Raw genomic sequence first — 24,596 nt, forward strand, 5'->3', positions numbered from 1 at the left:
CATGGCAGATAAAGCGACCGCGAAGAAAGCGCCCGTCAAGAAAGCGCCTGCGAAGAAAGCGCCCGTCAAGGCAGCGCTCGCGAAGAAACCGACCGCGAAGAATGCGCCCGTCAGGAAAGCGACCGCTAAGACAGCGCCCGTCAAGAAAGCGCCCGCGAAGAAGGCCCCCGCCAAGAAGCTGTCCACCACGCGGTCGAGCACCGAGCGCCGGACCAGCGCGCCCCACATCGTCGAGCACCCGACCGTGGTCGCGCGCGCCGCTCGAGGCAAGGCGGCGAGAGCCGAGACCCCCCGCGCCAGCCACAACGGGTGGGAGCCGGCCGCCGACCGCCCCGACCCCGTCGCTCTGATCGAGGAGCAGAATCGCACCCGGGTGCCCGATCTGGTGCCGGTGCGGCACGGGCGGATGATGGTCTCGCCGTTCACCTTCTACCGCGGCGCCGCCAAGATCATGGCGACCGACCTCAAAGACACCCCGCGCGCCGGACTCATAGTCCAGCTCTGCGGTGACGCCCATCTCTCCAACTTCGGCGTGTTCGCGTCGCCGGAGCGCAACCTGCTCTTCGACCTCAACGACTTCGATGAGACCCTGCCCGGTCCCTTCGAATACGACGTGCTGCGCATGACGGCGAGCTTCACGATCGCGGCCCGCAACAACGGGTTCAGTGCCGCGGACATCCGGAGCGTGACGCTGGAAGCCGTGCGCTCCTATCGGGAGGGGATGGCTCAGTTCGCCGCGATGCGCACCATGGACATCTGGTATGCCCGGATGACCGAGCAGGAGATGCTCAAGGCCATGGACATGGCCAGGGCCACCCAGAAGGACAAGGCGGCGCGAAAGGCGGCCAAGGGGCTGGAGAAGACCGCGCTGAAGAACGCTGCGAAGGCACGCTCCCGCGACAGCATGCAGGCTCTGTCCAAGCTTGCCGAGCTCGTCGACGGCCAGTACCGGATCATCAGCCAACCGCCGATCGTCATTCCGGTCCGCGACCTCGCGGAGTCCCTCGGCCTGTCGTCCGACGATGTGCAGGCGGCGGTCCTGGAACAGCTGAGGTCGTACCGCGAGAGCCTGCAGGACGACAGGCGCCGGCTGCTCGAACGCTTCGAGGTGGTGGATGTGGCTCACAAGGTGGTGGGTGTCGGCAGCGTCGGCAACCGGGCGTTCATCGCCCTGCTGCAGGGCCGCGACGAGCAGGACCCGTTGTTCCTGCAGGTGAAGGAGGCCACGGCATCCGTGCTCGAGGACCACCTGCCCAAGAGCGTCTACGAGCAGCCGGGGGAGCGGGTGGTGCAGGGGCAGCGGATGATGCAGGCCGCCAGCGACATCTTCCTGGGCTGGACCAAGGGAGTGCAGGCCGACCGGTACCTGTACTGGCGTCAGCTGCGTGACATGAAGGGCTCGGCGATCGTGGAGGCGATGGTGCCGATGGGGATGACGTTCTACGCGCACGCCTGCGGCTGGACCCTGGCCCGGGCCCACGCCAGGTCGGGCGACCCCGTCGCGATCGCGGCGTACCTCGGAAAGAGCGACACGTTCGACCGCGCGGTCACCGACTTCTCCAACCGGTATGCCGACCAGAACGAGAAGGACTACGAGGCCTTCCTCGAGGCCGTGCACACCGGCTGGCTGGAGGCCCGGGAGGGCGTCTGAGCCGCCTCCGCGGCTGCAACTGTTGCCGGCGGACAAATGGTCCCGGTGCGCCGGCCGAACGTGTCCGGAACGGGAACAGTGCGGCGGGACGCCGCGCGGCTAGACGAAGCGCTCGAGCACCGTGCCCTCGCGCATCCGCTCGACGCGCTTCACGTGCTTGGCGATGTCGCGCACCCCGCGATACACCGCGAGTTCGGCAACATCCACCACCTTGGTCGAGGCGTGTGACCGGGTCGGATGCGCGAATTCCTCGATCGACTGGAAGCTGTCCCGCCCGCGCGGCTCGGCGCTGAATCGCTGCGCGAAGCCGGTGTTCACGCTGGTGAGCTCGATGTCGGCCTCGTGCGCGGTGACCAGGCTGCGGGTGTCCACCGTGATCACGGTGTGGGCGTCGTCCCGGTAGGAGCGCGCGGCGAGCAGCTCGTTCAGCCGCGGCTTCTGCAGGAAGAAGAACACCCGGTCGTTGAGCATCGTGTACCACTCGCTGGGGGAGAGGTCCTCCAGCGCGGCCGCCAGCGATGACTCGTGAATCGCCTTCTGATGCCGGATGACGGCGGTGCCGTAGTCCGGATGTTCCAACTCCAGCGACTCACCACGCCGCTTGGTGAGGATCGCGGCCTGCGGTGCCCCCTGCCGCACGCCCCATCGGGTGACCAGCGCAGCCGTGCTGAGCAGTCCGTGCCGCTCGATCGACGGCCACGACCCATCCGCTGCCACGTGGTACAGCTCGGGGTAGAGGCGGATCAGGTCCTTGGAAAGCACGGGGCAAGCGTACCGCCGCTTAGCCGGCCGACCGGGGTCAGAGGTCGAACGCGAGCCGGGCGCCGAGGGCAAGCATGAGCACAGCGATAGCGCCGTCGAGCACCCGCCAGGCACCGGGGCGCGCGAAGATCGGGCGCAGCAGACGAGCCCCGAAGCCGAGGCCGGTGAACCACAGGATGCTAGCCGTGATGGCGCCGCCGGCCCACCACCAGCGCTCGGCGGGGTCCTGTTGGCTGGCCACGGCGCCGAGGAACACCACGGTGTCCAGGTAAACGTGCGGGTTGAGCCAGGTGAGGGCGAGAACCGTGCCCACGGCGACCCGCATCCCGGTGCTGCCCGAGGATCCGGTCACCAGAAGCGCGCCCGGACGGATGGCCCGCCGCGCCGCCCACAGGCCGTAACCGACCAGGAAAGCGGCCCCGACCAGTCGCACGACCACCATGACCGCCGGCGCCGCCGCCACCAGGGCACCCATTCCCAGCACGCCAGCGAGGATGAGAGCCGCATCGGACAGAGCGGCAATGGCCACCACCGGTGCGATCACCCGGGTGCGGCCCTCGATGCCCAGCCGCAACACGAACGCGTTCTGGGCGCCGATGGCGATGATGAGGGACAGACCCGTGACCAGGCCCAACAGTGCGGGGAGGAGGGTTGTCGCAGGTGTCATGCCTCCCACGCTAGGGAGTCGCAGTGATTCAGTCCAGCTACGTTTTCTTAGGATGCGTAAGCTGGACTTATGCAACGCTTCACCCTCGACCAGCTGGAGACCCTGCGCGCCCTGGTACAGGACGGCACCTTCGAGAAGGCCGCCCGCCGGCTGCACGTCACGGCGTCGGCGGTCTCGCAGCGGGTCAAGGCCATGGAGCAGTCCTGCGGCCGGGTCCTCGTGCAGCGCACCACCCCGGTCTGTCTCACAGCCGCCGGTGCGGTGGTGCTGCGCTACGCGCGCCAGGTCGAACTCCTGGAGGCCGACACCGAGCGAGCGCTGCGCGAGAACGGGTCCGCCGAACGGTCCGTGCAGATCTCCCTCGCCGTGAACGCGGACAGCCTGGCCACCTGGTTCCTCGGCGCGCTCGCCGGGGTGGCCGACGAACTCGACATCACCTTCGACCTGCACCGCGAAGACCAGGAGCACACGATCTCGCTGCTGCGCTCCGGCGCCGTGATGGCCGCGGTCACCTCCGACCGCGAATCGATCCAGGGCTGTGTCACCGAGCCGCTGGGCCGGATGCGCTACCGTGCAGTCGCCACGCCGGCCTTCGTGGCCCGCTGGCTCGCCCACGGACTCGCCGCGTTGCCGGAGGCGCCCGTGGTCACCTTCGACCGCAACGACGACCTGCAGGACTCCTTCCTGCGGGCGCACGCCGGCGGGCCCGGTGACCCACCCCGTCACGTCATCCCCACCTCCCACGATTTCGCCCGCACAGTGCTGCTGGGCATGGGCTGGGGAGTGCTGCCCGAGCAGCAGTGTCTGGACGAGATCGCCGACGGCCGTCTGGTGGAGCTGGCGGCGGCGCATCCGGTGGACGTGCCGCTCTACTGGCAGCGCTGGAACCTGGCGTCGCCGCTGCTCGACGCGGTTTCGACGGCGGTGCGCGTTCAGGCTGAGCGGACACTGCGGCCGCTCACGGTCTGACTCTCCGAACGGTCCTACAGGTCTGTGTGCGCCAGCGGCAGGCCGCTGAGGCTGGCCCGGATCTCGACGCTCCGAATCTGGTCGAGGGTCACATCGGTCGACGCGGCGAGGTTCTCGGTGCTCGGGCTCGTCGCCGTCCAGGTCGCGAGCACCGTCGCGGTGCCGTCCTGATCGGTCATCACCATGTCGTAGTCCTGGGGCCCGTTGTCCTTCCAGAGCTGATTGAGGTACACGCACGACCAGTCGAACCGGGTGCCCCAGTCGGTGTCGGTGATGGTGAGGGCCGCGGTGAGGGCGTCGTCCTCCACGGGCTCCATGGCAACGACCATCGTCGGGGCCGGGTCGGCGGGTGTGGGCGGCGCGGTGGCGGACGGTGCGGATGAGTGCGGTGCGGCCTCGAGAGTCGCCGGAGTGCCCAGGGTGGCGCCGAGGAACCCGCCGCCCAGGGCGAGGCCGGCAGCGACGGCCGTGCCGGCCACGGCCAGACGCAGCCGGTTGCGCCGCGTGCGGGCGACGGCCGCCCCGGCGAGCCGCTGCACAGCTCCGGGCTGGTGCGGCGCGGCGCGCAGATGCGCGTCACTCAGAGGTGCAGAGGCGGCGATCTCGGTGGGCGTGGTTTCGGTGAGCGCCACGGCCTCCGCCGCGGGCAGGGCCGCCAGGATGCCGGGCAGCCCGGCGAGTTCGGCGACGGCGACGGCGCAGGCGGGGCAGGTCGGCAGGTGGCGTTCGAAGGCGTGCCGGTCTTCGGGGCTGAGCGCGCCGAGCAGGTAGGCGGCGTCCCACTCGCGGAAGCGGTCGGAGGTCATTCGGTGACCCCTCTTTCCTGTAGGGCGAGCCGCATTGCTCGCAGGGCGTAGTGCAGGCGGGACTTCACGGTGCCCTCCGGCACCTGTTGGAGGAGGGCGATTTCCGCGATCGACTGCCCGAGGTAGTAGGCGCTCACCAGTACGGTGCGGTGCTCGGGAGTGAGCGCGGTGAGGGCATCCGTGAGCAGCCAGCGATCCAGGATGGCCTCGGTGGCGTCGGTCGACGACCTCTCCGGCAGGTCATCGGTCGCGATCTCACGGGCGTACCGAGCGCTGCGCCTGTCGTCGATGACGAGGTTGCGGGCCACCGTGAACAGCCAGGCACGAGCGGCGTCGTCATCCCGGTCCAGCAACGCCGGCCGCGTCCAGGCGCGCAACAGGGTCTCCTGCACCACGTCCTGCGCGAACCCGTAATCCCCGGTCAAACGCACCACGTACCGAAACAGTGCCGGCCCGTGGGCGTCGTGCAGCGCCCGCAGGAGCTCCGCGTGTGGCTCTGCCACGGTCACCTCCCGGTCTGCCCGATGCCCACAATGAACACGGCTCTGCTGGACTAATTCTGCGCGACGAAGAGCTCGAACTCGACGGAGCCGGCATCTTCGACCGAGACGAAGCCGAGGTCGGGGGCGTCGACGCCGTAGTCACTGAAGGTGATCGGGATGCTGCCGACAACCTGGCCGCCGGCCTCGGTGAGCGCGGCCTGCAGCTCCACCGTGACCGGCTGGGTGACGCCGTGCAGGGTGAGTTCGCCGGTGGCGCTCAGGGTCTGCGCGACACCGGCCACGGGGGCCTCGAGGGTGACCGGTGCGGTAAGCGTGAAGATGGCGGTCGGGAAGTCGTCGGCTTCCATCGCGGAGTCCCGGAAGTAGGCATCCCTGGCGCCTTCGTCGGTGGCGATGCTCGCCACGTCCACCGTGATCGTGGCGGCGGTGAGCGAGAGGTTGTCGACGGTGAGCTCACCGGAAACGTCCGCCGTGCGACCGGTCACGGTCACGTCGTTGCCCTGCAGAACCTCGTCGACGCGGTAGCCCGCGAAAGAGTCCGCGGCCACGCTCCAGGTGCCGGAGAGGTCGTCCGCGTTGACCTCGGTGGCCGCGCCGGCATCCGTCGGGCCCGGGGTGCCCGCGGCGATGGTCGGGGCCGCCTCGACGGTGCTGTTGGCGTAGTCGGCATAGACCGCAGGCCCGAAGGCCAGGGCGGCACCGCCGATGACGACAACTCCGCCCGCAATCCACAGCCCGATCTTCGTCTTTTTCTGCATGTCACCCTCGTTCATAGTCTTCGCGTGTAATTAGCGAGCGGATGGTGGTCATCCACTCTGTGCAACGAGACGGCAGGCCAAAAGGTTCAGACCGGTTCACTTTTTCGAAAAATTAGCCGGTTCGACCGCTGATGCGGCGGCCCAACTCGGCCGCGGCGTGCTCCACGGCGGCGGCGAGCTCCGGCCAGCGTTCCGGCGGCACGCTGGACCGGGCGAAGGTCACGGCGATGCCGGCGGCGGGCCAGCCGCTGTGGTCCCGAACGGCCACCGCGACGGATGCGAGACCCAGGGTGACGTCGCCGTCCTCCGCCGCGTAGCCCTGCGCGCGCACCTCGGCCAGGAGCCGGCTCAGCTCGCGATAGCTGCTCACGCCGCCCGGCGCCGGGGTGTTGCCGCCGTCGCGCTGCACGAAGGCGGACGGGTCGGGGAACAGGGCCCGCACCTGCGCGACCGGCAGCGTCGCGAGCAGCGCCCGGCCGCTGGCCGTGAGGTGGCTGGGCAGGCGCACCCCGACATCCGTCACCAGGGCGGGGCGGCGGGGAGCGCGCTCCTCCACGAGGTAGATCACATCGCGACCGTGCAGCACGGCCAAATGCGCGCTCTCGCTGATGGTGTCGACGAGCGAGGCCAGGATTGGCCGGCCCAGCCGGGCCAGGGGCTCCTGCCGGGCAAAGCCGCTGCTCAGCTCGAAGGCGGCCAGGCCGATGCCGTACCGACGGGCCTCGGGAAAGTGCAGCACGAAGCCGAGCTCGGTGAGCACGCCGAGCAGCCTGTAGACGGTGGACCGGGGGAGCCCGAGCGTCTGCGCGATGGTCGACGCCGGTACCGGCCCGCGCTGGGCGGCCAGGTGGGTGAGTATCTGCAGGGTGTGGCGGGCGGCGGGCACATCGGCCTTCGTGGGCGCCGCCCGGCTCTCAGCAGGCACGTCCACGGCGCCCCGGCTCAGCTGTCATGCGACGAGGCTATCGTTTCGACGAGCCCCCGGGGCGCAGGCCAGTTGCTGGTTCGGCAAGCCAGTTTGTCGCCGTGCCGCCGACGAGGGAGGATGCAGTCATGCACACCAACGACACCGCCCGTGAACCCCAGGAGCCCGACGCAATAGGAGACTTCTGGGATCAGCGCTACGCCGGAAATGAGACCCTGTGGAGCGGCCGGCCCAACGCCGCGCTGGTCAGCGAGACGCACCACCTGCGGCCGGGGCGGGCCCTCGACGTCGGCTGCGGCGAGGGCGCCGATGCCCTCTGGCTGGCGGCACAGGGCTGGGACGTGACGGCGCTGGATGTCTCACGAGTGGCACTCGAGCGCGCCGCCCGCCAGGCCGACCTCGTGCGAGCCGACCTGGTCGGCGGCACGGTGCGCTGGCTGCACGCCGGACTCGTCGAGGCGGCCCTGCCGGCGGCGAGCTTCGACCTGGTCTCCGCGCAGTACCCCGCCCTGTTGCGCACGGACGAGAATATCGCGGAGCGCGCCCTGCTGGATGCCGTCGCGCCCGGGGGTGTGCTGCTCATCGTGCACCACCCCACGCCCACCGCCGCTGAGGCCGCCGCGCACGGTTTTGATCCCGACCTGTACGTGAGCCCGGCCCAGGTCGCGGCCCTGCTGGACGACACCTGGCGGATCGAGGTCGACGAAACCCGGCCCCGCCACGTGGCCACCGGTGCCGGTGCCCACCACACCGAAGACGTCGTGGTGCGGGCGCGGCGCCTGCACTGACCGGGCTCAGCGTTCCCTGAGCGTCGCCACGGTTCCCACCGGCGCCGCCCGCGTAGCCAGCCGGCTGGGGGTGGGCTCTGCCGGGTTCTGGCTCACCACCAGCACCCGGGACCCGCACAGGTGGATCTCGTCTGCCACGGTGCGGCCGCTCCGCAACAGGTCGGCGAGGCTGGGCGGCAGGTCCAGGTCGTCGATGCCCGGCGAGAAGGCGCCCGCGGCGCGGGAGGCGGGCCGCGGCGGCAGCCCGAGCAGCTCTGCGGCTCGATCGTTGTAGAGCACCAGGTCGCCGGCACCGTCCACGAGAATCAGCCCCTCTGGCACCGAGTTGACCACGGAGTCGTTATGGACGAACAGTCGGGCGAGTTCTTCCGGCCCCCAGCCCAGGGTGACCCGGCGCAGGTAACGTCGCAGAACCCAGGTGGCCAGCGAACCCGCCAGGAGCAGGGTGAGCGTTATCGCCAGGATGGCGGGCAGCCGGGCGTCGAGGGCGATCTGCAGGTTGCTGGTTCTCACGCCGGCGGCCACCATGCCCACCACTTCGCCGTCGGAGTCGAGGATCGGCACCACGGCGCGCACCGACGGGCCGGGGGTGCCCGGCGTGACGTCGGTGAACGACATTCCGGCTGTGGCGGGGCCCGTGCGGCCGACATACTGCCGGCCGATTTCGGCGGGGTCCGGGTGCGTCCAACTGACGCCCGCCGGGCTCATGATCGTGATGAAGTCCAGCGCGGCGTCCCGGTTGACCTCGAGCGTGTACGGCTGCAGCGCCGCCGTCGGATCCGGCGATGTCGCCGCCGTCACCACGAACGGGCTGTCGGCGATCGCGGCCGCTACCGCGAGTAGCCGGTCGGCCCTTTCGGAGTAGCCGCGGTCCCGGGCGTCGACGAAGGCGGCAGTGCTCACGAACACGGCCAAAGACACTATGAACACAGAGTGAGCGACGAACAGCCGGCGTGTAATGCTCCACCCGTGCATAGTTCGCACCCATCCTTCCCGGCCGCACCACTGGTCCACGTCGTCGTGACCATCCTGACCTCTAGGGAGAACGTACGCCCAGACCGCCGCGCCGGGGCCGGTGCCCCTGGCGTGCTGATCTGAGTCGGGACGCTTTATCCCCACTGACCAGCACTTGAGAGTGCACGTTGTGGGTCGGCGAGTCGGGGGTCCAGGGGTCTGGCGTGCCCTACCGTGGTAGGCTCGGTGACGGTCTTCCGACCCTTCACCAGGACGCGAACGCGTAGCCCCCAGCTCGACTGGGACGGCCGCGTGCGTACGGTGAGGCCCAGACGGACGCGATCCCATGGTCGCTCCAGCCCACGCCGTTTCTCGGTGTCGAGGCCGGTCTCGGCCTACCCGTCCGACACAGCGAGCCCCGTGTTGTCGACCGCTCAGGCGGTCTATTCGGCGTGCTCCGGAGAATCCGTGACCGAAATCATCGCCGTCAAGGCAGAAGTACCCGCCAGCGAGGCGGAGCAGACAGAAACTGCAGCAGCAGTAGCACCGGGAATCGCCGTGAAGGCGGACAGGCTCTACAAGGCCTTCGGCCGCAAACCGCACGACATCGTCAAGAAACTCCAGAGCGGCGCGAGCCGTGACGAGCTCGCGCACCTGGGAACGGCCGCCGTCATCGACGCTTCCTTCGAGGTACAGCGTGGTGAGATCTTCGTGGTGATGGGCCTCTCCGGCTCGGGCAAGTCCACCCTCATCCGCATGCTCAACGGCCTGCTCGAGGCCACCAGCGGCACTGTCACCGTCGGAGACACCCCGATCACCGGCATCCCGGCGGCCAAGCTGCGGGACGTGCGCCGTCAAAGCATCTCGATGGTCTTCCAGCACTTCGCCCTGCTGCCGCACCGCACGGTGATCGATAACGTCGCCTACGGCCTCGAGGTGCAGGGCATGCCCCGTGAGGAGCGCCTCGCCAAGGCGCGCACCATCATCCGCCTGGTGGGACTGGACGGATGGGCCGACAATCTGCCCTCCGAACTCTCCGGTGGCATGCAGCAGCGCGTCGGCCTCGGCCGGGCCCTGGCCGCCGACACCGACGTTCTCCTGATGGATGAGGCGTTCTCCGCCCTGGACCCTCTGATCCGCCGCGAAATGCAGGAACAGTTGATCGAGCTGCAGGCCGAACTCGGCAAGACGATCATCTTCATCACCCACGACCTCAACGAGGCCATGTTCCTCGGCGACCGCATCGCCGTGATGCGCGACGGCCGGATCGTGCAGATCGGCACGCCCGAAGAGATCCTCACCGACCCGGCCAACGACTACGTCGCCCAGTTCGTGCAGGATGTCGACAGGGCGCGGGTGCTCACCGCCGGCAGCGTCATGGAGCCGGCGCGTTCGGTGGTCACCGTCACCGCCGGCCCGCGTGCGGCTCTCCGCACCATGCGCGACCTGCAGACCTCGGCCACTTTCGTTTTGCGCCGTGACCGCAGCTTCGCGGGGGTCGTGCGCGACCGGGACGTGCTCAAGCAGGTCAAGGCCGGCGACGGCGACCTGCGGGCCATCATCCTGGACGCCACCGCGGTGGCCGCCGACACCGCCTTGGTCGACCTCGTCGAACTGGCCGTGGAGAGCGACCTGCCCATCGCCGTGGTCGACGATCGCAACCGCTTGCTCGGTGTGATCCCCCGGGTGACCCTGCTCGCGGCTCTCGGCAATGTCAGTCCGACGACCGGTGAGCTGCCGGTGATGGAACCGCCGGCCACCATCTCGATGAGCATCATCACCGAAACCCTGCGCGAAACCGCGTCGGAAGGAGTACAGCCGTGAACGACTTCCGGATTCCCCTCGGCTCCTGGGCCGATACCTTCATCGACTTCATCACCGACACCTTCGGGTTCTTCTTCGACTTCGTGCGCGCCATCTTCAGCGGCGCCTACGACCTCGTCGACCTCATTCTGGCCACACCGCCGTTCTGGGTGATCATCCTCGTGGCCGCGGCGCTGGCACTGATGATCCGCGGCTGGAAGTTCGCCGTGGGCACCGTCGTCGGCCTCGTTGTCATCGTGGGTGTCGACCAGTGGGAGAACGCGATGGACTCGCTCGCCCTGGTGCTCGTCGCGAGCGTCCTGGCGATCCTGTTCAGCGTGCCGCTTGGCATCCTCTCGGCCAAGTCCGGCGTGGCGTCCAGCATCATCCGCCCGATCCTCGACTTCATGCAGACCATGCCGGCCTTCGTGTACCTGATCCCCGCGCTGATCCTGTTCCGCGTCGGTGTTGTTCCCGGCATCGTGGCGACGATCATCTTCGCCATGGCTCCCGGCGTTCGGCTCACCGAACTCGGCATCCGCAGCGTCGACAGCGAGGTGGTCGAAGCCGGCCAGGCCTTCGGTGCGTCACCGTGGCGCATCCTGCGTCAGATTCAGCTGCCCCTGGCGATGCCCACCATCATGGCCGGTATCAACCAGGTGATCATGCTGTCGCTCTCGATGGTCGTCATCGCCGGCATGGTCGGCGCCGGCGGTCTCGGCCAGCAGGTCGTGGCCAGCCTGAACCGCATCGACGTGTCGCTCGGCTTCGAGGCCGGCCTCTCCGTGGTGATTCTCGCGATCTTCCTGGACCGGCTCACCGCGGCTCTCGGCAACGGGAACACCCCGATCAGCAGGGTGCTCGCCGCTCGCAAGCGCCGCGCCCACCCGGTCCACGCTCCGGCCGCGGCCGTCGCCGTGGAACCGACCGTGGCCCCGGCCGTGACACCGACGCAGGCCGCCGAGCGCGAGCCGTCCCGCGTCTAGCTCCACCCGTAGCTTCAACCCCCGCAGCTTCAACCCCGGTCACCACCAGCAGGTGACACGAAAGGCAGACACATGAAGAACCGTTCACTCAAGATCCTCGCCACCGGTGCCATCGGCATGCTCGCCCTGGCCGGCTGCACCGCGGCCGAGGCCGAGACCGTCGGTGACGGCAACTCGGACAACAAGGACCTCACCATCGCCGTGTTCAACGGCTGGGACGAGGGGATCGCGGCATCAGAGCTGTGGAAGGCCATCCTCGACGAGAAGGGCTACAACGTCGAACTCGAGTACGCCGACGTTGCACCGGTCTACGCCGGGCTCTCCACCGGTGACTACGACCTCAACCTCGACGTCTGGCTGCCGAACACCCACAAGTCCTACCTCGAGGAGTACGGCGACGACATCACCGAACTCGGGGCCTGGAACGACGAGGCCAAGAACACCATCGCCGTGAACGCCGATGCGCCGATCGACACCCTCGCCGAGCTGGCCGATAACGCCGACCTGTTCGACAACCGTCTCGTGGGCATCGAGCCCGGCGCCGGTCTCACCGAGGCCGTGACCGACAACACCATCCCCACCTACGGCCTCGAGGACATGGACTACCAGACCTCCTCGACCGCAGCGATGCTCACCGAGTTGACCGCTGCGGAGAAGTCCGGCGAGAACATCGCCGTCACCCTGTGGGCGCCGCACTGGGCCTACGACACCTTCGACCTGAAGAACCTCGAAGACCCCGAAGGCACCCTCGGCGCCTCGGAGACCATCCACGCCTACGGCAAGAAGGACTTCTCCACCGACTTCCCGCAGGCCACCAAGTGGATCGCCGATTACACCATGGACCTCGACAAGCTCCAGTCGCTCGAAGCCGCCATGTTCGTTGACTACGACGGCCAGGACTACGGCCCCATCGTCGCGAAGTGGATCGAAGACAACCAGGAGTATGTGGACTCGCTCACCGCGTAGTCGACTGCCCCGTCCATGAACGGCCCGTGCCTCGGCACGGGCCGTTTCTGTGTCGTCTCTGGCGCGGTCGGCTCTGGTGCGGTCGGCTCTGGCGCGGTCGTCTCAGGCGCTGGCGCGCAGTTCGGCGCCGATGTACGCCGCCCAGGCACCGGCCTTGCCGGTCTCTCCGGCGGCCAGCGGCCCCTCGGTGCCGTCGACAACGAAGCCGTGTGGCTTGGCCACGATAGTGGCGCCGGCGGCGTGCAGGGCGTGCGAGATCTTGGCCGCCGCATCCCCGTGGATGAATAGCTTGATGCGGGTGTCGAACGCGGCGGCCCGCACACCGGCGAGGGAGCCCGGTGCGAGGGTTCGCAGGAACCGGCGCATCCGATCGGTGGGCTTCCAGCCGTTGATCGGGCATCCCACCACCAGGACGTCGACGCCGTCGAGGCTTGCCTCGGTGATGTCGGACACGCTGAGGGTGGTGGTTCCCTGGCCCAATTCGGTGGCGATCACCTCGGCGATGGTGCGGGTGCTGCCATAGTTCGTGTCATAGACGACGAGTGCGTGCATGAGTCCTCCCGGGTCGTGGCGACGTTCGCCGACACGAGTCATAGTGGCCCCGGCCCCGGCGACCGACAAGAGCAGCAGGTCCCGCGGGTCAGTGCGATTGCCGGGTCACTGCGACTGCGGAGCTCGCAGCGTGATGAAGCTCGACAGCGCTTCGGTGATGGCCCGCTCCGATGCCGCCCGGGTCAGCGTGGCCTCGCCGTCGCCGGGCTGAGCCCCGTACGCTCCGAAGGAGGCGTGGTTGGCGCCCTCGATCCGCACAAAGGTCGTGTCGGCGGGCAGCAGGTCGGCGGTGTCCTCGATCTTGGCCGGGGTGCTCAAGCCGTCCTCGCTCCCGCTGAGGCTCAGCACCGGCAGCTCGTCGTCGACGGCCGAGGCGCAGTAGCTGCCGAACAGCACCAGGCCGGCGACCTCGTTGTCCTCGGCGTACATGCAGGCCCGCACGCCGCCGAGCGAGTGGCCGCCTACGAACCACGCCGCCACATCGGGCGCGGTGGCCGTGAAGGTGTCCAGCGGACGCTGGTCGAAGAAGGCGAGGTTCAGAACCGGTTTGGTGATGACCACGGTCATCCCCGTCTCTGCCACGGTGGGAGCCAGGGTGGCGAGGTACGCGTACGGGTCGACCTTGGCGCCGGGAATGAAGACCAGGCCGGCGACCGAGCGTTCCTCGGCCGGGGCGATCACGACGGAGACGTCGGTGTCGGTCACCGTGACGGCGGGGTCGTCGAACACGGCCTGGGCGGCCGTGCGGTCGGCGGGCATCACGAGCTGCGTCCAGAACAGGACGGCCACGATCCCGAGGGCCAGCGCGGTGAGCGCGGTCCAACCGGCGAATCTGATGCGGGTGCGCAGAACGGTTCGAGGGCTGCTGTCAGTGGTCAATTCGATCAGTCGTCCAATCCGCGTGCGGCGAGGGCCTCTCCGATCGCATCGGCGGCGTACAACGAGCGTACGACGACGGGGACGGCCAGGGCGATGATCGACCCCTGTGCGCCGCGCGCCCTCCGGGCGTCGAGCACCTCCCGCACGATCTCCGCCACCAATGGGATGCACCGGATGGTCAGGGCTACGAGCAGCCCCACCCTGTCGGCATCCACCCAGCGCCGGAACGGCCGCAACAGCAGCTGGAACGCCTCGAGCACCGCGGTGACCGTGGTGGTGAGGGTGAAAAGGGCGGCGAGGGCCACGGCCGCCAGCAGCCGGCCGGCCATCAGACCGGCCGTGGTCCAGCCCTCCGCCGAACCATTCGCGACCAGCACCTGCACCGGCACGGCGAAGACCAGGATCCACAGGATCGGACCGATCTGCGGCCAGGCCGCCGTGGGTGGGATGCCGGCCAGCGCGTACAGGGCGACCACGGCCATGAATTCCCCCGCGAGCACCAGCGGATCGGCCGCCAGGCCGACCAGCACCATGGCGACGGCGAGCACGGCCAGCTTGAACACCGCCGGCGCGCGGTGCAGCAGCGAGGTCCCCGGCCGGTACAGCCCGATCATGCCGGCCCGGTCATGACAGCAGGCTCAGGTACGCGGTGAGAGCGGTGGCGGGCACGTCGTCGGCGACGACCCGGCCCTCGTCGACCACGATCACCCTGTCGAACCCGTCCAGCACCTCCAGGTCGTGGGTCACCACGATCACCTGCTGGGTCAGCGACACCAGCAGCCCGGTGATCAGACGGGTGTTGCGGGCATCCAGCAGGGTGGTCGGTTCGTCGGCCACTACGATGCTGGGCCCGGCCACCAGCACCGCCGCGAGGGCCAGCAGCTGCTTCTGACCGCCGGACAGACGGTGCGCGGGGCGCTCGGCGAGAGCGGTGAGACCGAACCTATCGAGCGCCTCTGCCGTGCGCGCCGTGATTTCGTCGGCGGCCAGGCCCCGGCGCCGCAGGGTGAAGGCCACATCCTCCTGCACGGTCGGCATCACGATCTGGTTGTCGGGATTGGTGAAGATGAAGCCCACCTCGCGCCGCACGAGCTTGGCTTGCCGGCGCACGTCCAGGCCGTTCACCGTGACGGTGCCGCTAGTGGGGGTGACCAGACCGTTGATCATGCGCGCCAGCGTCGACTTGCCGCTGCCGTTGGCGCCGACGATGCCGATCCGGCGTTCGGTGAGGTGCAGGTCGATGCCGCGCAGCACGGGCTGGTCGTCGAAGCCGTGCGAGACGTCCTCGAAACGGATGCCGGCGGCGCTCACGCTCACGCCCGGGCGTCGACGGGCGCGGAGACCGGAACCGTGCGGCGCGGGGTGATCAGGCCCGGGTACGCCCGGTGCACCTGCTTGGCGACGAGGACCGTCACGACCACCTTCACCAGGTCGCCGGGCAGGAACTTCGTACTGTCGACGGCGGCGGCCCACAGCGGCAGGCCCAGGTTGATGGCGGTGACGGGCACCCCGATCAGGTAGACGACCACGATGCCGCCGAGAACGGTGGCGCCCAGTGCCGGCCAGAACGGGTAGCGCGGCAGCAGCCACGCGGTGAGGGCGCCGATCACGACGACGCCCAGCAGCCATCCGTAGGGGTAGCCGGCGGAGGGGGAGGTGGTGAACCAGACCAGGCCGCCGCGCCCACCGGAGAGCAGGGGCAGCCCGGCCGCGGCGAGGACCAGCAACAGCAGCACGGCCAAGAAACCCTTGCGCGCTCCGAGGATCGCGCCGGCCAGCATCACGCCGAGGGTCTGGAACGTGATCGGCACGGTGCTGGCGCCCAGGGAAAGCGCGCCGGGGAACCCGAGGGCGGCGATGAGGGCGGCGAAAATGGCGATCTGCGCCAGGTCGCGCACGCTGAGGCGGGCCGTGACTCTACGGGCGGGAACGGTGGGGGCTGTCATGGTTTTCAATCTAGATTTCCTCGGCAGGGCGCCGCAGTGGAATACCTACAAAAAATCCGGCGGAACGCTGGTCACCGGTCCCGGCCGGGGTCTCCGGTCCGGTTTCCCGCTGCCATCGGCACGCCTATCCGTCGGACCTGTGCGGTTTTATGATCGTCGCAGCCGGACGGAGAGTTCACCGATGCCGGGACACGGAAGGCAGTTCTCATGGGTTTCTTCGGATTTCTCCTGCTCGGCCTCTTGGCCGGCGCCCTGGCCAAGCTGATCCTCCCCGGAACGCAGGGTGGCGGCTGGTTCGTGACCCTGCTGCTCGGTGTGGTCGGCGCGTTGCTGGGCGGCTGGCTGGCCGGCCTGATCTTCGGGGTCGACATGGGGTCGTTCTTCGACCTGCGCACCTGGGTGATCGCCATTCTCGGGTCGATCATCGTGCTGCTCATCTACGGCGCGGCTACCCGCAACCGCGGGAGTAGCAGCTCGACCTGATCTGCAGCGCGGGTGGTGCTTAGGCGACGAGGCGACTGATCGTGGCCGATCCGGCGCGGGCGCCGGACGTCGGTTCGGCCCACACCGAGATTGGAGCCGGGTTCCAGGGCAGTGCGGTCGGTTCCGCACCAGAGGACACCAGGAGGGCGCCGGTGTTGACGGCCGTGATTCCGTCCATCGGGGTGTCGGTGCGGGGTTCGGCGATGTTGCGGGGCGCTGCCTGGGTATCGGTGCGCAGGCGCATGGTCTCGGCAGCCAGGAGCTCGGTGAGGGTCTCGGCGATCTGGTGGGCCTTGAGCCCGTGGAAGATCACATCGGTGTCATCGGAGCGGCGGGGGACCAGGGTCCAGGCTCCCTCGGCGCCGACGAGATCGGCCAGCGCGGCGTGGAGATGTTCAAAGACCTCGGCGCGGCTGAGTTCTGCCGGAGCGGGAGCAACCGGGGCCTGGATGACGGGTGCGGTGCGACGTCGACGACCGAACATCGTGAGCCCCTTCCTACTAACAACGCGAGAAGACCAGTTTCGCCTTCTCCACCCCGAAATCACGGGGGACACGCCGCAGAACGGGGACTGGCGGGGGGATGCCCGCTACTTAACCTTCACGGCAGTGGCGCCCGGCACGGATTTCTCGTCGGCGTCCTTCACCACGTTGCCGACGGCGACCGCGACACTGAGTCCCCAGCCGATCCAGGTGAGCACCAGGCGCCAGTCCCTCGGACCGTTCTTGGTGGCCTGCAGGATGTGCCAGCCGCCGACGACGACGCTGATCATTGCGGTGTTGAACAAGAACTTTCGCATGGCTACACGCTAGCCGACAACCCGCGAACTGAGAGAAAAGCCCCAAAAAACTCGGGTTTTAGGTGCTTGAGTCACAGCTCTCGGGTGTGGTCGCGGGCGAAGGTGAGGGTTTCGGTCAGCAGGGCCAGGCGCTCCGGCTCGGTGCGGGCGGTCCGGGTGTTCACCTCGGCCACGATGGTGCCGTCCCAGTTCACCGCGGCGAGGTTCCGCAACACCTCGGCCACCGGCTCGGTGCCGCGGCCGGGCACCAGGTGTTCGTCGAAGACCCGGCCCTCGTCGAGGGAGCCCGTGCCGTCGCAGAGGTGCACGTGGCGCAGACGCTCGCCCAGGGCCGTGGCCATCGCGAGGCTGTCCTGGCCGCTGAGCGCACAGTGCGAGAAATCGAGGGTCACCGCGGCGCAGTCCATCACCGTGGGGTCCCAACCGGGGGAGTACGCCTTGACCCCTCGCCCGCCGATCTTCCACGGGAACATGTTCTCGACGGCGATCTGAAGGCCGGTGCCGGCGCCGAGCTCCCGCACGATGTCGAGAAAGTCCTCCGCATAACCGGCCTGCCAGCGAAACGGCGGATGCACCACCACCGTCGATGCGCCGACCAGCCCGGCGAGCTCGGCGGACCGCTCCAACTTCACCCGGGGGTCCCGGCCCCAGACGAAGTGGGTGAGCAACAGAACCGGTGCGTGGATCGAGAAGATCGGCAGGCTGTACCGCTCGGATAGCGCGGTCAGCGCCGCCGCATCCTGGGTGGCTTCGTCCCGGGTGACCATGATCTCAACGCCGTCGAACCCTGCCTGCTTCGCCAACCTGAAAGAGTCTTCCAACCCCAGCGGGTACACGCAGGTGGAGCTCATGCCGATGCGAATCACGGCGTCAGCATAGCCTTCGCTGGTAACCTCGAGGTGCAGCCAGGTGCGCCGCACAGGCGGGCACCGGAATGGATGAGTCATCGAAATCGCAGCAGACACCACCGCATCAGTCACCGCACCCGACACCACCGGAGAGGCCGGCGCGGAGCCCGGCCCCGATTCGGTCGCGCCCGGTCACTTCGACCTGGTCGTGGTCTCCAACCGGCTTCCGGTCGACTACGAAGTAGCCGAGGACGGCACCGAAAGCTGGCGCACCTCGCCCGGCGGCCTGGTCACCGCCCTCGAACCGATGATGCGCGCCTCCGACGGCGCCTGGGTGGGCTGGCCCGGCGTGGCCGACCGCGAATTCGAGCCCTTCGAAAACGACGGCATCTCGATCGTGCCCGTACGCCTGAGCACCGAAGATCTCGAGCTCTACTACGAGGGCTTCTCCAACGACACCCTCTGGCCGCTCTACCACGACGTGATCGCCTCACCCAGCTACCACCGCGAATGGTGGGACGCCTACGTGCAGGTCAACCGCCGGTTCGCCACCGCGGCCGCGGCATCCGCAGCGCCCGGCGCCACGGTCTGGGTGCACGACTACCAGCTGCAGCTGGTGCCGCGGATGCTCCGCGACGCCCGCCCCGACCTGGTGATCGGCTTCTTCAACCACATCCCGTTCCCGCCGTACGGCATCTTCGCCCAGCTGCCCTGGCGCAAGCAGATCCTCGACGGCCTGCTCGGCGCCGACCTGATCGGCTTCCAGCGGCTGGCGGATGCCGGCAACTTCTCTCGCGCCGTGCGCCGCCTGTTCGGCTACGCCACCCGCGGTGTCGCCGTGGACGTGCCCAGCCAGAACGGCCAGCACCGCCGGGTCATCGCCAAGCACTTCCCGATCTCGATCGACGCCGAGGCCTATGAGGAAATGGCCAAGCGACCGGAGATTCAGGAACGCGCCCGCCAGATCCGCGAGGACCTCGGCAATCCTAAAACGATCATGCTCGGCGTCGACCGCCTGGACTACACCAAGGGCATCGGTCACCGCATCAAGGCCTTCGGTGAGCTGCTCGCCGACGGCACTCTGAGCGTCGAGGACGTCACGCTCGTACAGGTCGCCAGCCCGTCCCGCGAGCGCGTGGCCACCTACATGCAGTTGCGCGACGAGATCGAACTCGCCGTCGGCCGCGTCAACGGCGACTACTCCACCATCAGCCACACCGCCATCAGCTACCACCACCATGGCTACCCGCGGGAAGAGATGGTGGCGCTCTACCTGGCCGCCGACGTGATGCTTGTCACGGCCCTCCGGGACGGCATGAACCTCGTCGCCAAGGAATACGTCGCGGTGCGCTACGACGGCGACGGCGTGCTCGTGCTCAGCGAATTCGCCGGTGCTGCCGACGAGCTCAAGCAGGCCGTACTGATCAACCCGCACGACATCGACGGCATGAAGGCGTCGATCATGAAGGCCGTCACCATGCCCAAGCGCGAACGCACGAGGCGCATGCGGGCCCTCCGCCGCAAGGTCTTCGACAACGACGTGGCCACCTGGTCCGCCTCGTTCCTGCAGACCCTCACCGGCGGGGCCGCCGTGCCCAGCGGCGTGCCGGAGAACCTCGTGTCGGCGCTGAAGGACATCAGCTCGGCCGAGACCATCCTGGTGGCCCTCGACTTCGATGGCACCCTGGCGCCGCACGTGGACGAACCCGAGGACGCCCGCGCGGTCGACGGCACCCACGACGTGGTGCAGCGGCTGCTCGACCTGCCCGGCGTGCGTGTCGCGTTCGTCTCCGGCCGGGCCCTGGTGAGCCTCAAGCATGTGGCCGAACCGCAGAGCGAGGTTTTGCTCACCGGATCGCACGGTATCGAGGTGCAGCTGGACGCAAACGGCATCGAGCTGGGTCTGGTACCCGAAGAGGTCGAGAAGCTCGACACCCTCACCCGGGTGCTTGAGCGCATCTCCGGCCCGGTGTTCGGCACCTGGATCGAGCAGAAGCCGGCCGGCCTGGCGCTGCACACCCGCCTGGCCACCGCGCAGGACGGCCAGGCCGTGCAGCGCGAGGCCCGCGACCAGCTGGCCGAGCTGCTGCCTGCCCTCACCGTGCGCGAGGGCAAGAACGTGCTCGAGTTCTCGGTGCGCTCCAGCACCAAGGGCGACGCCCTCGAACGCCTGCGTGCGCACACCGGCGCCGACAGGGTGCTCTATGCCGGTGACGATGTCACCGACGAAGACGCCTTCACGGTGCTGGGCGAGGGCGACCTGGGCCTCAAGATCGGCCCGGGCGCTACCCAGGCCGGCTATCGGGTGCGGGGCCCGAAGGAGGTCACCCAGGTGCTGGCGCTCCTAGCAGACTTCCGCGCCGCCGCCACGCAGCAGCAGTAGGTCCCGCGTCGCGGGCGTGCCACCGGTCGTCATGACGGGTGTGCCGCCCGCGACGTTCTAGACTCGGTGCATGTCTGAGTTCGATATGAAGCCCCGTAGCCGCGACGTCACCGATGGCATCGAGGCCACCACCTCCCGCGGCATGCTCCGAGCGGTGGGAATGGGCGACGCGGACTGGGAGAAGCCCCAGATCGGCATCGCCAGCTCCTGGAACGAGATCACCCCATGCAATCTGTCCCTGGACCGCCTCGCGCAGGCGTCCAAGGAGGGTGTGCACTCCGGCGGCGGCTACCCGCTGCAGTTCGGCACCATCTCGGTCTCCGACGGCATCTCGATGGGCCACGAGGGCATGCACTTCTCCCTGGTCTCCCGTGAGGTCATCGCCGACTCCGTCGAGGTCGTCATGCAGGCCGAACGCCTCGACGGTTCTGTGCTGCTGGCCGGCTGCGACAAGTCGCTGCCCGGGATGCTCATGGCCGCCGCGCGCCTGGACCTCGCCAGCGTCTTCCTCTACGCCGGGTCCATCGCACCCGGCTGGGTGAAGCTGAGCGACGGCACCGAGAAGGACATCACCATCATCGACTCGTTCGAAGCCGTCGGCGCCGTCAAGGCCGGCCGCATGAGCGTGGAAGACGCCAAGCGCATCGAGTGCGCCTTCGCCCCCGGCGAGGGTGCCTGCGGCGGCATGTACACCGCCAACACCATGGCCAGCGTCGCCGAGGCCCTGGGCATGAGCCTTCCCGGCTCCGCGTCGCCCGCCTCCGCCGACCGCCGCCGCGACTACTACGCGCACCGCTCCGGCGAGGCCGTGGTCAACCTGCTGCGCTTAGGCATTACGGCCCGCGACATCCTCACCAAGAAGGCGTTCGAGAACGCCATCGCCGTGGCCATGGCCTTCGGCGGTTCCACCAACGTGGTGCTGCACCTGCTCGCCATCGCGCAGGAGGCCGAGGTCGAGCTCACCCTCGACGACTTCAACCGCATCGGCGACACCGTGCCGCACATCGGTGACCTCAAGCCCTTCGGCAAGTACGTCATGAACGACGTCGACCGTCACGGCGGCGTACCCGCCGTGATGCGCGCCCTGCTCGAGGCCGGTCTCATCCACGGCGACGCGCTCACCGTCACGGGCAAGACCGTGGCGGAGAACCTCGCCGAGATCGACCCGCCCGAGCTCGACGGCAAGGTCCTGCGCACCCTGGACAACCCGATCCACGCCTCCGGCGGCATCACCATCCTCAAGGGCTCCATCGCCCCCGAGGGCGCCGTCGTCAAGACCGCCGGCTTCGACAGCGACATCTTCGAGGGCCCCGCCCGGGTCTTCGAGCGTGAACGCGCGGCCATGGACGCCCTCACCGCGGGGGAGATCCTCAAGGGTGACGTCGTCGTCATCCGCTACGAAGGCCCCAAGGGCGGCCCGGGCATGCGCGAGATGCTCTCGATCACCGCGGCCATCAAGGGCGCTGGGCTCGGAGCCGATGTACTACTATTGACTGATGGTCGATTCTCAGGCGGCACAACCGGACTGTGTATCGGCCATATAGCACCCGAAGCGGTGGACGCAGGTCCGATCGCCTTCGTGCGCGATGGTGATCTGATACGGGTCGATATCGCAGCTCGCTCGCTTGACCTACTGGTCGACCCCGCAGAGCTGGCCGCCCGCCGAGAAGGCTGGGCTCCACTTCCTCCCCGTTACACCCGTGGCGTTCTCGCCAAGTACTCCAAGCTCGTGCAGTCCGCGGCCCTGGGTGCGACCACGGGATAATCGACACCATCCGTCATTCGAATTAGGGATTTGCTCTCATGACCACGGAACCTTTGCCCGTGCCATCCGCCCCGACCCCCAGCGCGCCGTCCGCCGACGCCGTGTCCGGAACGCCTGAAATCCTCACCGGTTCCGGCGCAATTCTGCGCAGCCTCAAGATGCTCGGCGTCACCGACGTCTTCGGGCTGCCCGGCGGCGCCGTCATCCCGCTTTACGACGAGCTGATGAACCAGGACGACATCCGCCACATCTTGGTACGCCACGAACAGGGCGCCGGCCATGCCGCCGAGGGCTATGCGTCCTCGAGCAACCGGGTCGGGGTGGCCATCGCCACCTCCGGCCCCGGCGCGACCAACCTGGTCACGGCCATCGCCGACGCCTACATGGACTCGGTGCCGCTGCTGGCGATCACCGGCCAGGTCTTCTCCACGCTGATGGGCACGGATGCCTTCCAGGAGGCCGACATCGTCGGCATCACCATGCCGATCACCAAACACTCGTTCCTGGTGAAGCGGCCCGAAGACATCCCCGCCGCCATCGCCTCGGCGTTCCTGATCTGCAACACCGGCCGTCCCGGCCCGGTGCTGGTGGACATCACCAAGGACGCCCAGCAGATGAAGGCACCGTTCATCTGGCCGCCCAAGCTCGACCTGCCCGGCTACCGGCCGATCACCAAGGCGCACGGCAAGCAGGTTCAGGCCGCGGCGGCGCTGCTGGCCGGCGCCGCGAAGCCCGTCTTCTACGTCGGCGGCGGTGTCATCCGCGCCCAGGCGTCACCCGAACTGCTCGAGCTGGCCGAACTGACCGGCACCCCCGTCGTCACCACCCTGATGGCCCGCGGAGCGTTCCCCGACTCGCACGACCAGCACCTGGGCATGCCCGGCATGCACGGAACCGTCGCTGCCGTGCTGGCACTGCAGGAATCCGACCTCATCATCGCTCTCGGCGCCCGTTTCGACGACAGGGTCACCGGCAAGGCCTCCGAATTCGCGCCCAATGCCACCATCGTGCACGTGGACGTGGACCCGGCCGAGATCGGCAAGATCCGCGCCGCCGACGTGCCCATCGTGGGTGACGCCAAGGACGTCATCGCCGACCTCACCGTGGCCTACCGTGAGGCGATCACCACGACGACCCCCGACATCTCCGAGTGGTGGACCTACCTCAAGGGCCTCCGGGAGAAGTTCCCGCTGGGCTACAGCGAACCGGCCGACGGCCTGCTCGCCCCGCAGTACGTGATCAAGCGCATCGGCGAGCTCACCGGGCCCGAGGGCGTCTACGCCGCCGGCGTCGGCCAGCACCAGATGTGGGCCGCACAGTTCATCAAGTACGAGCGGCCGAACTCCTGGCTCAACTCCGGCGGGGCCGGCACCATGGGTTACTCGGTGCCCGCGGCCATGGGCGCCAAGGTCGCCGAACCCGACCGCACGGTCTGGTCCATCGACGGCGACGGCTGCTTCCAGATGACCAACCAGGAACTCGCCACCTGCACGATCAACAACATCCCGATCAAGGTGGCGATCATCAACAACTCGTCGCTCGGCATGGTGCGTCAGTGGCAGTCGCTGTTCTATGACGGCCGGCACTCCTTCACCGACCTCAATACCGGTCACGGCACCGCGATGGTGCCCGACTTCGTGAAGATGGCCGATGCGTACGGTGCCCTGGGAATCCGGGTCACCCGCGCCGACCAGGTGGACGACGCGATCAAGCTTGCGTTGGCCACCAACGACCGGCCCGTGGTGATCGACTTCATCGTCAGCCGCGACGCCATGGTGTGGCCGATGGTGCCGCAGGGCGTCAGCAACAGCTTCGTGCAGTACGCCAAGGACCACGCCCCCACCTGGGAAGAGGAGTAACCGATGAGTACCCACGTTCTCAGCCTCCTCGTCGAGGACAAGCCCGGACTGCTGACCCGCGTCGCGGGCCTGTTCGCCCGGCGCGGCTTCAACATCGAGAGCCTCGCCGTCGGCCACAGCGAAATCCCCGGCCTGTCGCGCATCACGATCCTCGTCGACGTCGAGGACGCCCCGCTGGAACAGGTGACCAAGCAGCTCAACAAGCTGATCAACGTCATCAAGATCGTCGAGCTCGACCCGAGCCAATCGGTCCAGCGCGAGCACCTGCTCGTCAAGGTGCGGGCGGACAACACCACCCGCTCCCAGGTCCTCGAAGCGGTCACCCTGTTCCGTGCCCGGGTCGTCGACGTGTCCACGGATGCCGTCGTGATCGAGGTGACCGGCGACTCCGGCAAGACCCAGGCGTTCCTGCGGGTGCTCGAGCCATACGGCATCAAGGAAATCGCCCAGTCGGGCCTCCTCGCCATCGGTCGGGGATCCAAATCGATCACCGAACGCGTCTTCAAAAACTAAGGTCTCGACAAGCTCGACCAGCGCACCTTCT

26 protein-coding genes are annotated in these 24,596 nt (G+C 68.6%); 11 read left to right on the forward strand and 15 right to left on the reverse strand.

Annotated features, from left to right (window positions below; all coding sequences use genetic code 11):
* Window position 1: 1 nt before the first annotated feature.
* Complete coding sequence (locus tag E3T22_RS00545) at window positions 2–1,651, forward strand: DUF2252 domain-containing protein (protein ID WP_134479703.1); 1,650 nt, start codon at window positions 2–4, stop codon at window positions 1,649–1,651.
* Window positions 1,652–1,750: 99 nt separating this feature from the next.
* Here the strand turns inward: E3T22_RS00545 and E3T22_RS00550 are convergent, their stop codons facing one another.
* Window positions 1,751–2,413 carry a hypothetical protein gene (locus tag E3T22_RS00550; RefSeq protein ID WP_134479704.1) on the reverse strand — a complete coding sequence of 221 codons (663 nt, stop codon included), beginning with the start codon at window positions 2,411–2,413 and terminating at the stop codon, window positions 1,751–1,753.
* A gap of 37 nt (window positions 2,414–2,450) precedes the next feature.
* Complete coding sequence (locus tag E3T22_RS00555; protein ID WP_103461548.1) at window positions 2,451–3,080, reverse strand: LysE/ArgO family amino acid transporter; 630 nt, start codon at window positions 3,078–3,080, stop codon at window positions 2,451–2,453.
* A 69-nt stretch (window positions 3,081–3,149) separates the two neighbouring features.
* Here E3T22_RS00555 and E3T22_RS00560 point away from each other — a divergent pair, with 69 nt between their 5' ends.
* Window positions 3,150–4,049: a LysR family transcriptional regulator ArgP gene (locus E3T22_RS00560; RefSeq protein ID WP_088456678.1), complete on the forward strand. Its 900-nt coding sequence runs from the start codon at window positions 3,150–3,152 to the stop codon at window positions 4,047–4,049.
* Between the two features lie 14 nt (window positions 4,050–4,063).
* Here the strand turns inward: E3T22_RS00560 and E3T22_RS00565 are convergent, their stop codons facing one another.
* From E3T22_RS00565 to E3T22_RS00580, 4 genes are all read right to left on the reverse strand, one after another.
* Window positions 4,064–4,855 (reverse strand): anti-sigma factor, encoded by a 792-nt coding sequence (locus E3T22_RS00565; RefSeq protein WP_134479706.1) that lies wholly within the window; start codon window positions 4,853–4,855, stop codon window positions 4,064–4,066.
* Complete coding sequence (locus E3T22_RS00570; RefSeq protein WP_088458060.1) at window positions 4,852–5,358, reverse strand: sigma-70 family RNA polymerase sigma factor; 507 nt, start codon at window positions 5,356–5,358, stop codon at window positions 4,852–4,854. The genes E3T22_RS00565 and E3T22_RS00570 overlap by 4 nt, the downstream gene beginning before the upstream one ends.
* A 50-nt stretch (window positions 5,359–5,408) precedes the next feature.
* On the reverse strand, window positions 5,409–6,116 hold the full coding sequence (locus E3T22_RS00575) for a YceI family protein (protein WP_134479707.1): 708 nt from the start codon (window positions 6,114–6,116) through the stop codon (window positions 5,409–5,411).
* 112 nt (window positions 6,117–6,228) lie between these two features.
* Entirely contained in the window at window positions 6,229–7,047 is an 819-nt protein-coding gene (locus tag E3T22_RS00580) for an IclR family transcriptional regulator (protein ID WP_241983555.1), read from the reverse strand.
* Window positions 7,048–7,169: 122 nt separating this feature from the next.
* Here E3T22_RS00580 and E3T22_RS00585 point away from each other — a divergent pair, with 122 nt between their 5' ends.
* Window positions 7,170–7,829: a bifunctional 2-polyprenyl-6-hydroxyphenol methylase/3-demethylubiquinol 3-O-methyltransferase UbiG gene (locus E3T22_RS00585; RefSeq protein WP_103461544.1), complete on the forward strand. Its 660-nt coding sequence runs from the start codon at window positions 7,170–7,172 to the stop codon at window positions 7,827–7,829.
* A gap of 6 nt (window positions 7,830–7,835) precedes the next feature.
* Here the strand turns inward: E3T22_RS00585 and E3T22_RS00590 are convergent, their stop codons facing one another.
* Window positions 7,836–8,738: a PAS domain-containing protein gene (locus E3T22_RS00590; RefSeq protein WP_166789238.1), complete on the reverse strand. Its 903-nt coding sequence runs from the start codon at window positions 8,736–8,738 to the stop codon at window positions 7,836–7,838.
* Window positions 8,739–9,335: 597 nt separating this feature from the next.
* Between E3T22_RS00590 and E3T22_RS00595 the strand changes: the two genes are divergently transcribed.
* The 3 genes from E3T22_RS00595 (at window position 9,336) to E3T22_RS00605 (ending at window position 12,538) form a co-directional block, all read left to right on the forward strand.
* Window positions 9,336–10,607 (forward strand): glycine betaine/L-proline ABC transporter ATP-binding protein, encoded by a 1,272-nt coding sequence (locus tag E3T22_RS00595; protein ID WP_088458059.1) that lies wholly within the window; start codon window positions 9,336–9,338, stop codon window positions 10,605–10,607.
* Entirely contained in the window at window positions 10,604–11,572 is a 969-nt protein-coding gene (locus tag E3T22_RS00600) for a proline/glycine betaine ABC transporter permease (RefSeq protein WP_088456672.1), read from the forward strand. The genes E3T22_RS00595 and E3T22_RS00600 overlap by 4 nt, the downstream gene beginning before the upstream one ends.
* 72 nt (window positions 11,573–11,644) lie before the next feature.
* Entirely contained in the window at window positions 11,645–12,538 is an 894-nt protein-coding gene (locus tag E3T22_RS00605) for a glycine betaine ABC transporter substrate-binding protein (RefSeq protein WP_088456671.1), read from the forward strand.
* 102 nt (window positions 12,539–12,640) lie between these two features.
* Here E3T22_RS00605 and E3T22_RS00610 read toward each other — a convergent pair whose 3' ends face one another.
* The 5 genes from E3T22_RS00610 to E3T22_RS00630 form a co-directional block, all read right to left on the reverse strand.
* Window positions 12,641–13,090, reverse strand: a complete 450-nt coding sequence (locus E3T22_RS00610) for a flavodoxin domain-containing protein (protein ID WP_088456670.1) — start codon at window positions 13,088–13,090, stop codon at window positions 12,641–12,643.
* A gap of 105 nt (window positions 13,091–13,195) precedes the next feature.
* Window positions 13,196–13,969 carry an alpha/beta hydrolase gene (locus tag E3T22_RS00615; RefSeq protein ID WP_240632218.1) on the reverse strand — a complete coding sequence of 258 codons (774 nt, stop codon included), beginning with the start codon at window positions 13,967–13,969 and terminating at the stop codon, window positions 13,196–13,198.
* Window positions 13,970–13,974: 5 nt separating this feature from the next.
* Window positions 13,975–14,583 (reverse strand): energy-coupling factor transporter transmembrane protein EcfT, encoded by a 609-nt coding sequence (locus E3T22_RS00620; protein WP_134479712.1) that lies wholly within the window; start codon window positions 14,581–14,583, stop codon window positions 13,975–13,977.
* A gap of 10 nt (window positions 14,584–14,593) precedes the next feature.
* Complete coding sequence (locus tag E3T22_RS00625) at window positions 14,594–15,286, reverse strand: energy-coupling factor ABC transporter ATP-binding protein (protein ID WP_240632217.1); 693 nt, start codon at window positions 15,284–15,286, stop codon at window positions 14,594–14,596.
* Window positions 15,283–15,915: a biotin transporter BioY gene (locus E3T22_RS00630; RefSeq protein WP_088456668.1), complete on the reverse strand. Its 633-nt coding sequence runs from the start codon at window positions 15,913–15,915 to the stop codon at window positions 15,283–15,285. Before E3T22_RS00630 ends, E3T22_RS00625 begins: the two co-directional genes overlap by 4 nt.
* 207 nt (window positions 15,916–16,122) lie before the next feature.
* Here E3T22_RS00630 and E3T22_RS00635 point away from each other — a divergent pair, with 207 nt between their 5' ends.
* Window positions 16,123–16,398, forward strand: coding sequence for a GlsB/YeaQ/YmgE family stress response membrane protein (locus E3T22_RS00635; protein ID WP_088456667.1), 276 nt, complete (start codon window positions 16,123–16,125; stop codon window positions 16,396–16,398).
* Window positions 16,399–16,417: 19 nt separating this feature from the next.
* Here E3T22_RS00635 and E3T22_RS00640 read toward each other — a convergent pair whose 3' ends face one another.
* The 3 genes from E3T22_RS00640 to E3T22_RS00650 all read right to left on the reverse strand — a co-directional run bounded on the left by E3T22_RS00640 (window position 16,418) and on the right by E3T22_RS00650 (window position 18,063).
* A complete protein-coding gene (locus E3T22_RS00640; protein WP_134409220.1) occupies window positions 16,418–16,882 on the reverse strand; it encodes a hypothetical protein in 465 nt (154 codons plus the stop codon).
* Between the two features lie 105 nt (window positions 16,883–16,987).
* Window positions 16,988–17,197, reverse strand: a complete 210-nt coding sequence (locus E3T22_RS00645) for a hypothetical protein (RefSeq protein WP_088456665.1) — start codon at window positions 17,195–17,197, stop codon at window positions 16,988–16,990.
* A gap of 71 nt (window positions 17,198–17,268) precedes the next feature.
* On the reverse strand, window positions 17,269–18,063 hold the full coding sequence (locus E3T22_RS00650; RefSeq protein WP_134409221.1) for a sugar phosphate isomerase/epimerase: 795 nt from the start codon (window positions 18,061–18,063) through the stop codon (window positions 17,269–17,271).
* A 79-nt stretch (window positions 18,064–18,142) separates the two neighbouring features.
* On the opposite strand from E3T22_RS00650, the gene E3T22_RS00655 reads away from it, so the two are divergent.
* From E3T22_RS00655 to ilvN, 4 genes are all read left to right on the forward strand, one after another.
* Entirely contained in the window at window positions 18,143–20,428 is a 2,286-nt protein-coding gene (locus tag E3T22_RS00655; RefSeq protein ID WP_370028282.1) for a bifunctional alpha,alpha-trehalose-phosphate synthase (UDP-forming)/trehalose-phosphatase, read from the forward strand.
* Window positions 20,429–20,498: 70 nt separating this feature from the next.
* Window positions 20,499–22,193: a dihydroxy-acid dehydratase gene (ilvD, locus tag E3T22_RS00660; protein WP_103461537.1), complete on the forward strand. Its 1,695-nt coding sequence runs from the start codon at window positions 20,499–20,501 to the stop codon at window positions 22,191–22,193.
* A gap of 38 nt (window positions 22,194–22,231) precedes the next feature.
* On the forward strand, window positions 22,232–24,052 hold the full coding sequence (locus tag E3T22_RS00665; RefSeq protein WP_088456662.1) for an acetolactate synthase large subunit: 1,821 nt from the start codon (window positions 22,232–22,234) through the stop codon (window positions 24,050–24,052).
* A 3-nt stretch (window positions 24,053–24,055) separates the two neighbouring features.
* Complete coding sequence (gene ilvN, locus E3T22_RS00670; RefSeq protein ID WP_088456661.1) at window positions 24,056–24,565, forward strand: acetolactate synthase small subunit; 510 nt, start codon at window positions 24,056–24,058, stop codon at window positions 24,563–24,565.
* The last annotated feature ends 31 nt before the right edge of the window (window positions 24,566–24,596 follow it).

Origin of the sequence: Cryobacterium sp. TMB3-10 (genome assembly GCF_004402305.1) — a bacterium.
GTDB classification, from domain to species: Bacteria; Actinomycetota; Actinomycetes; order Actinomycetales; family Microbacteriaceae; genus Cryobacterium; species Cryobacterium zongtaii.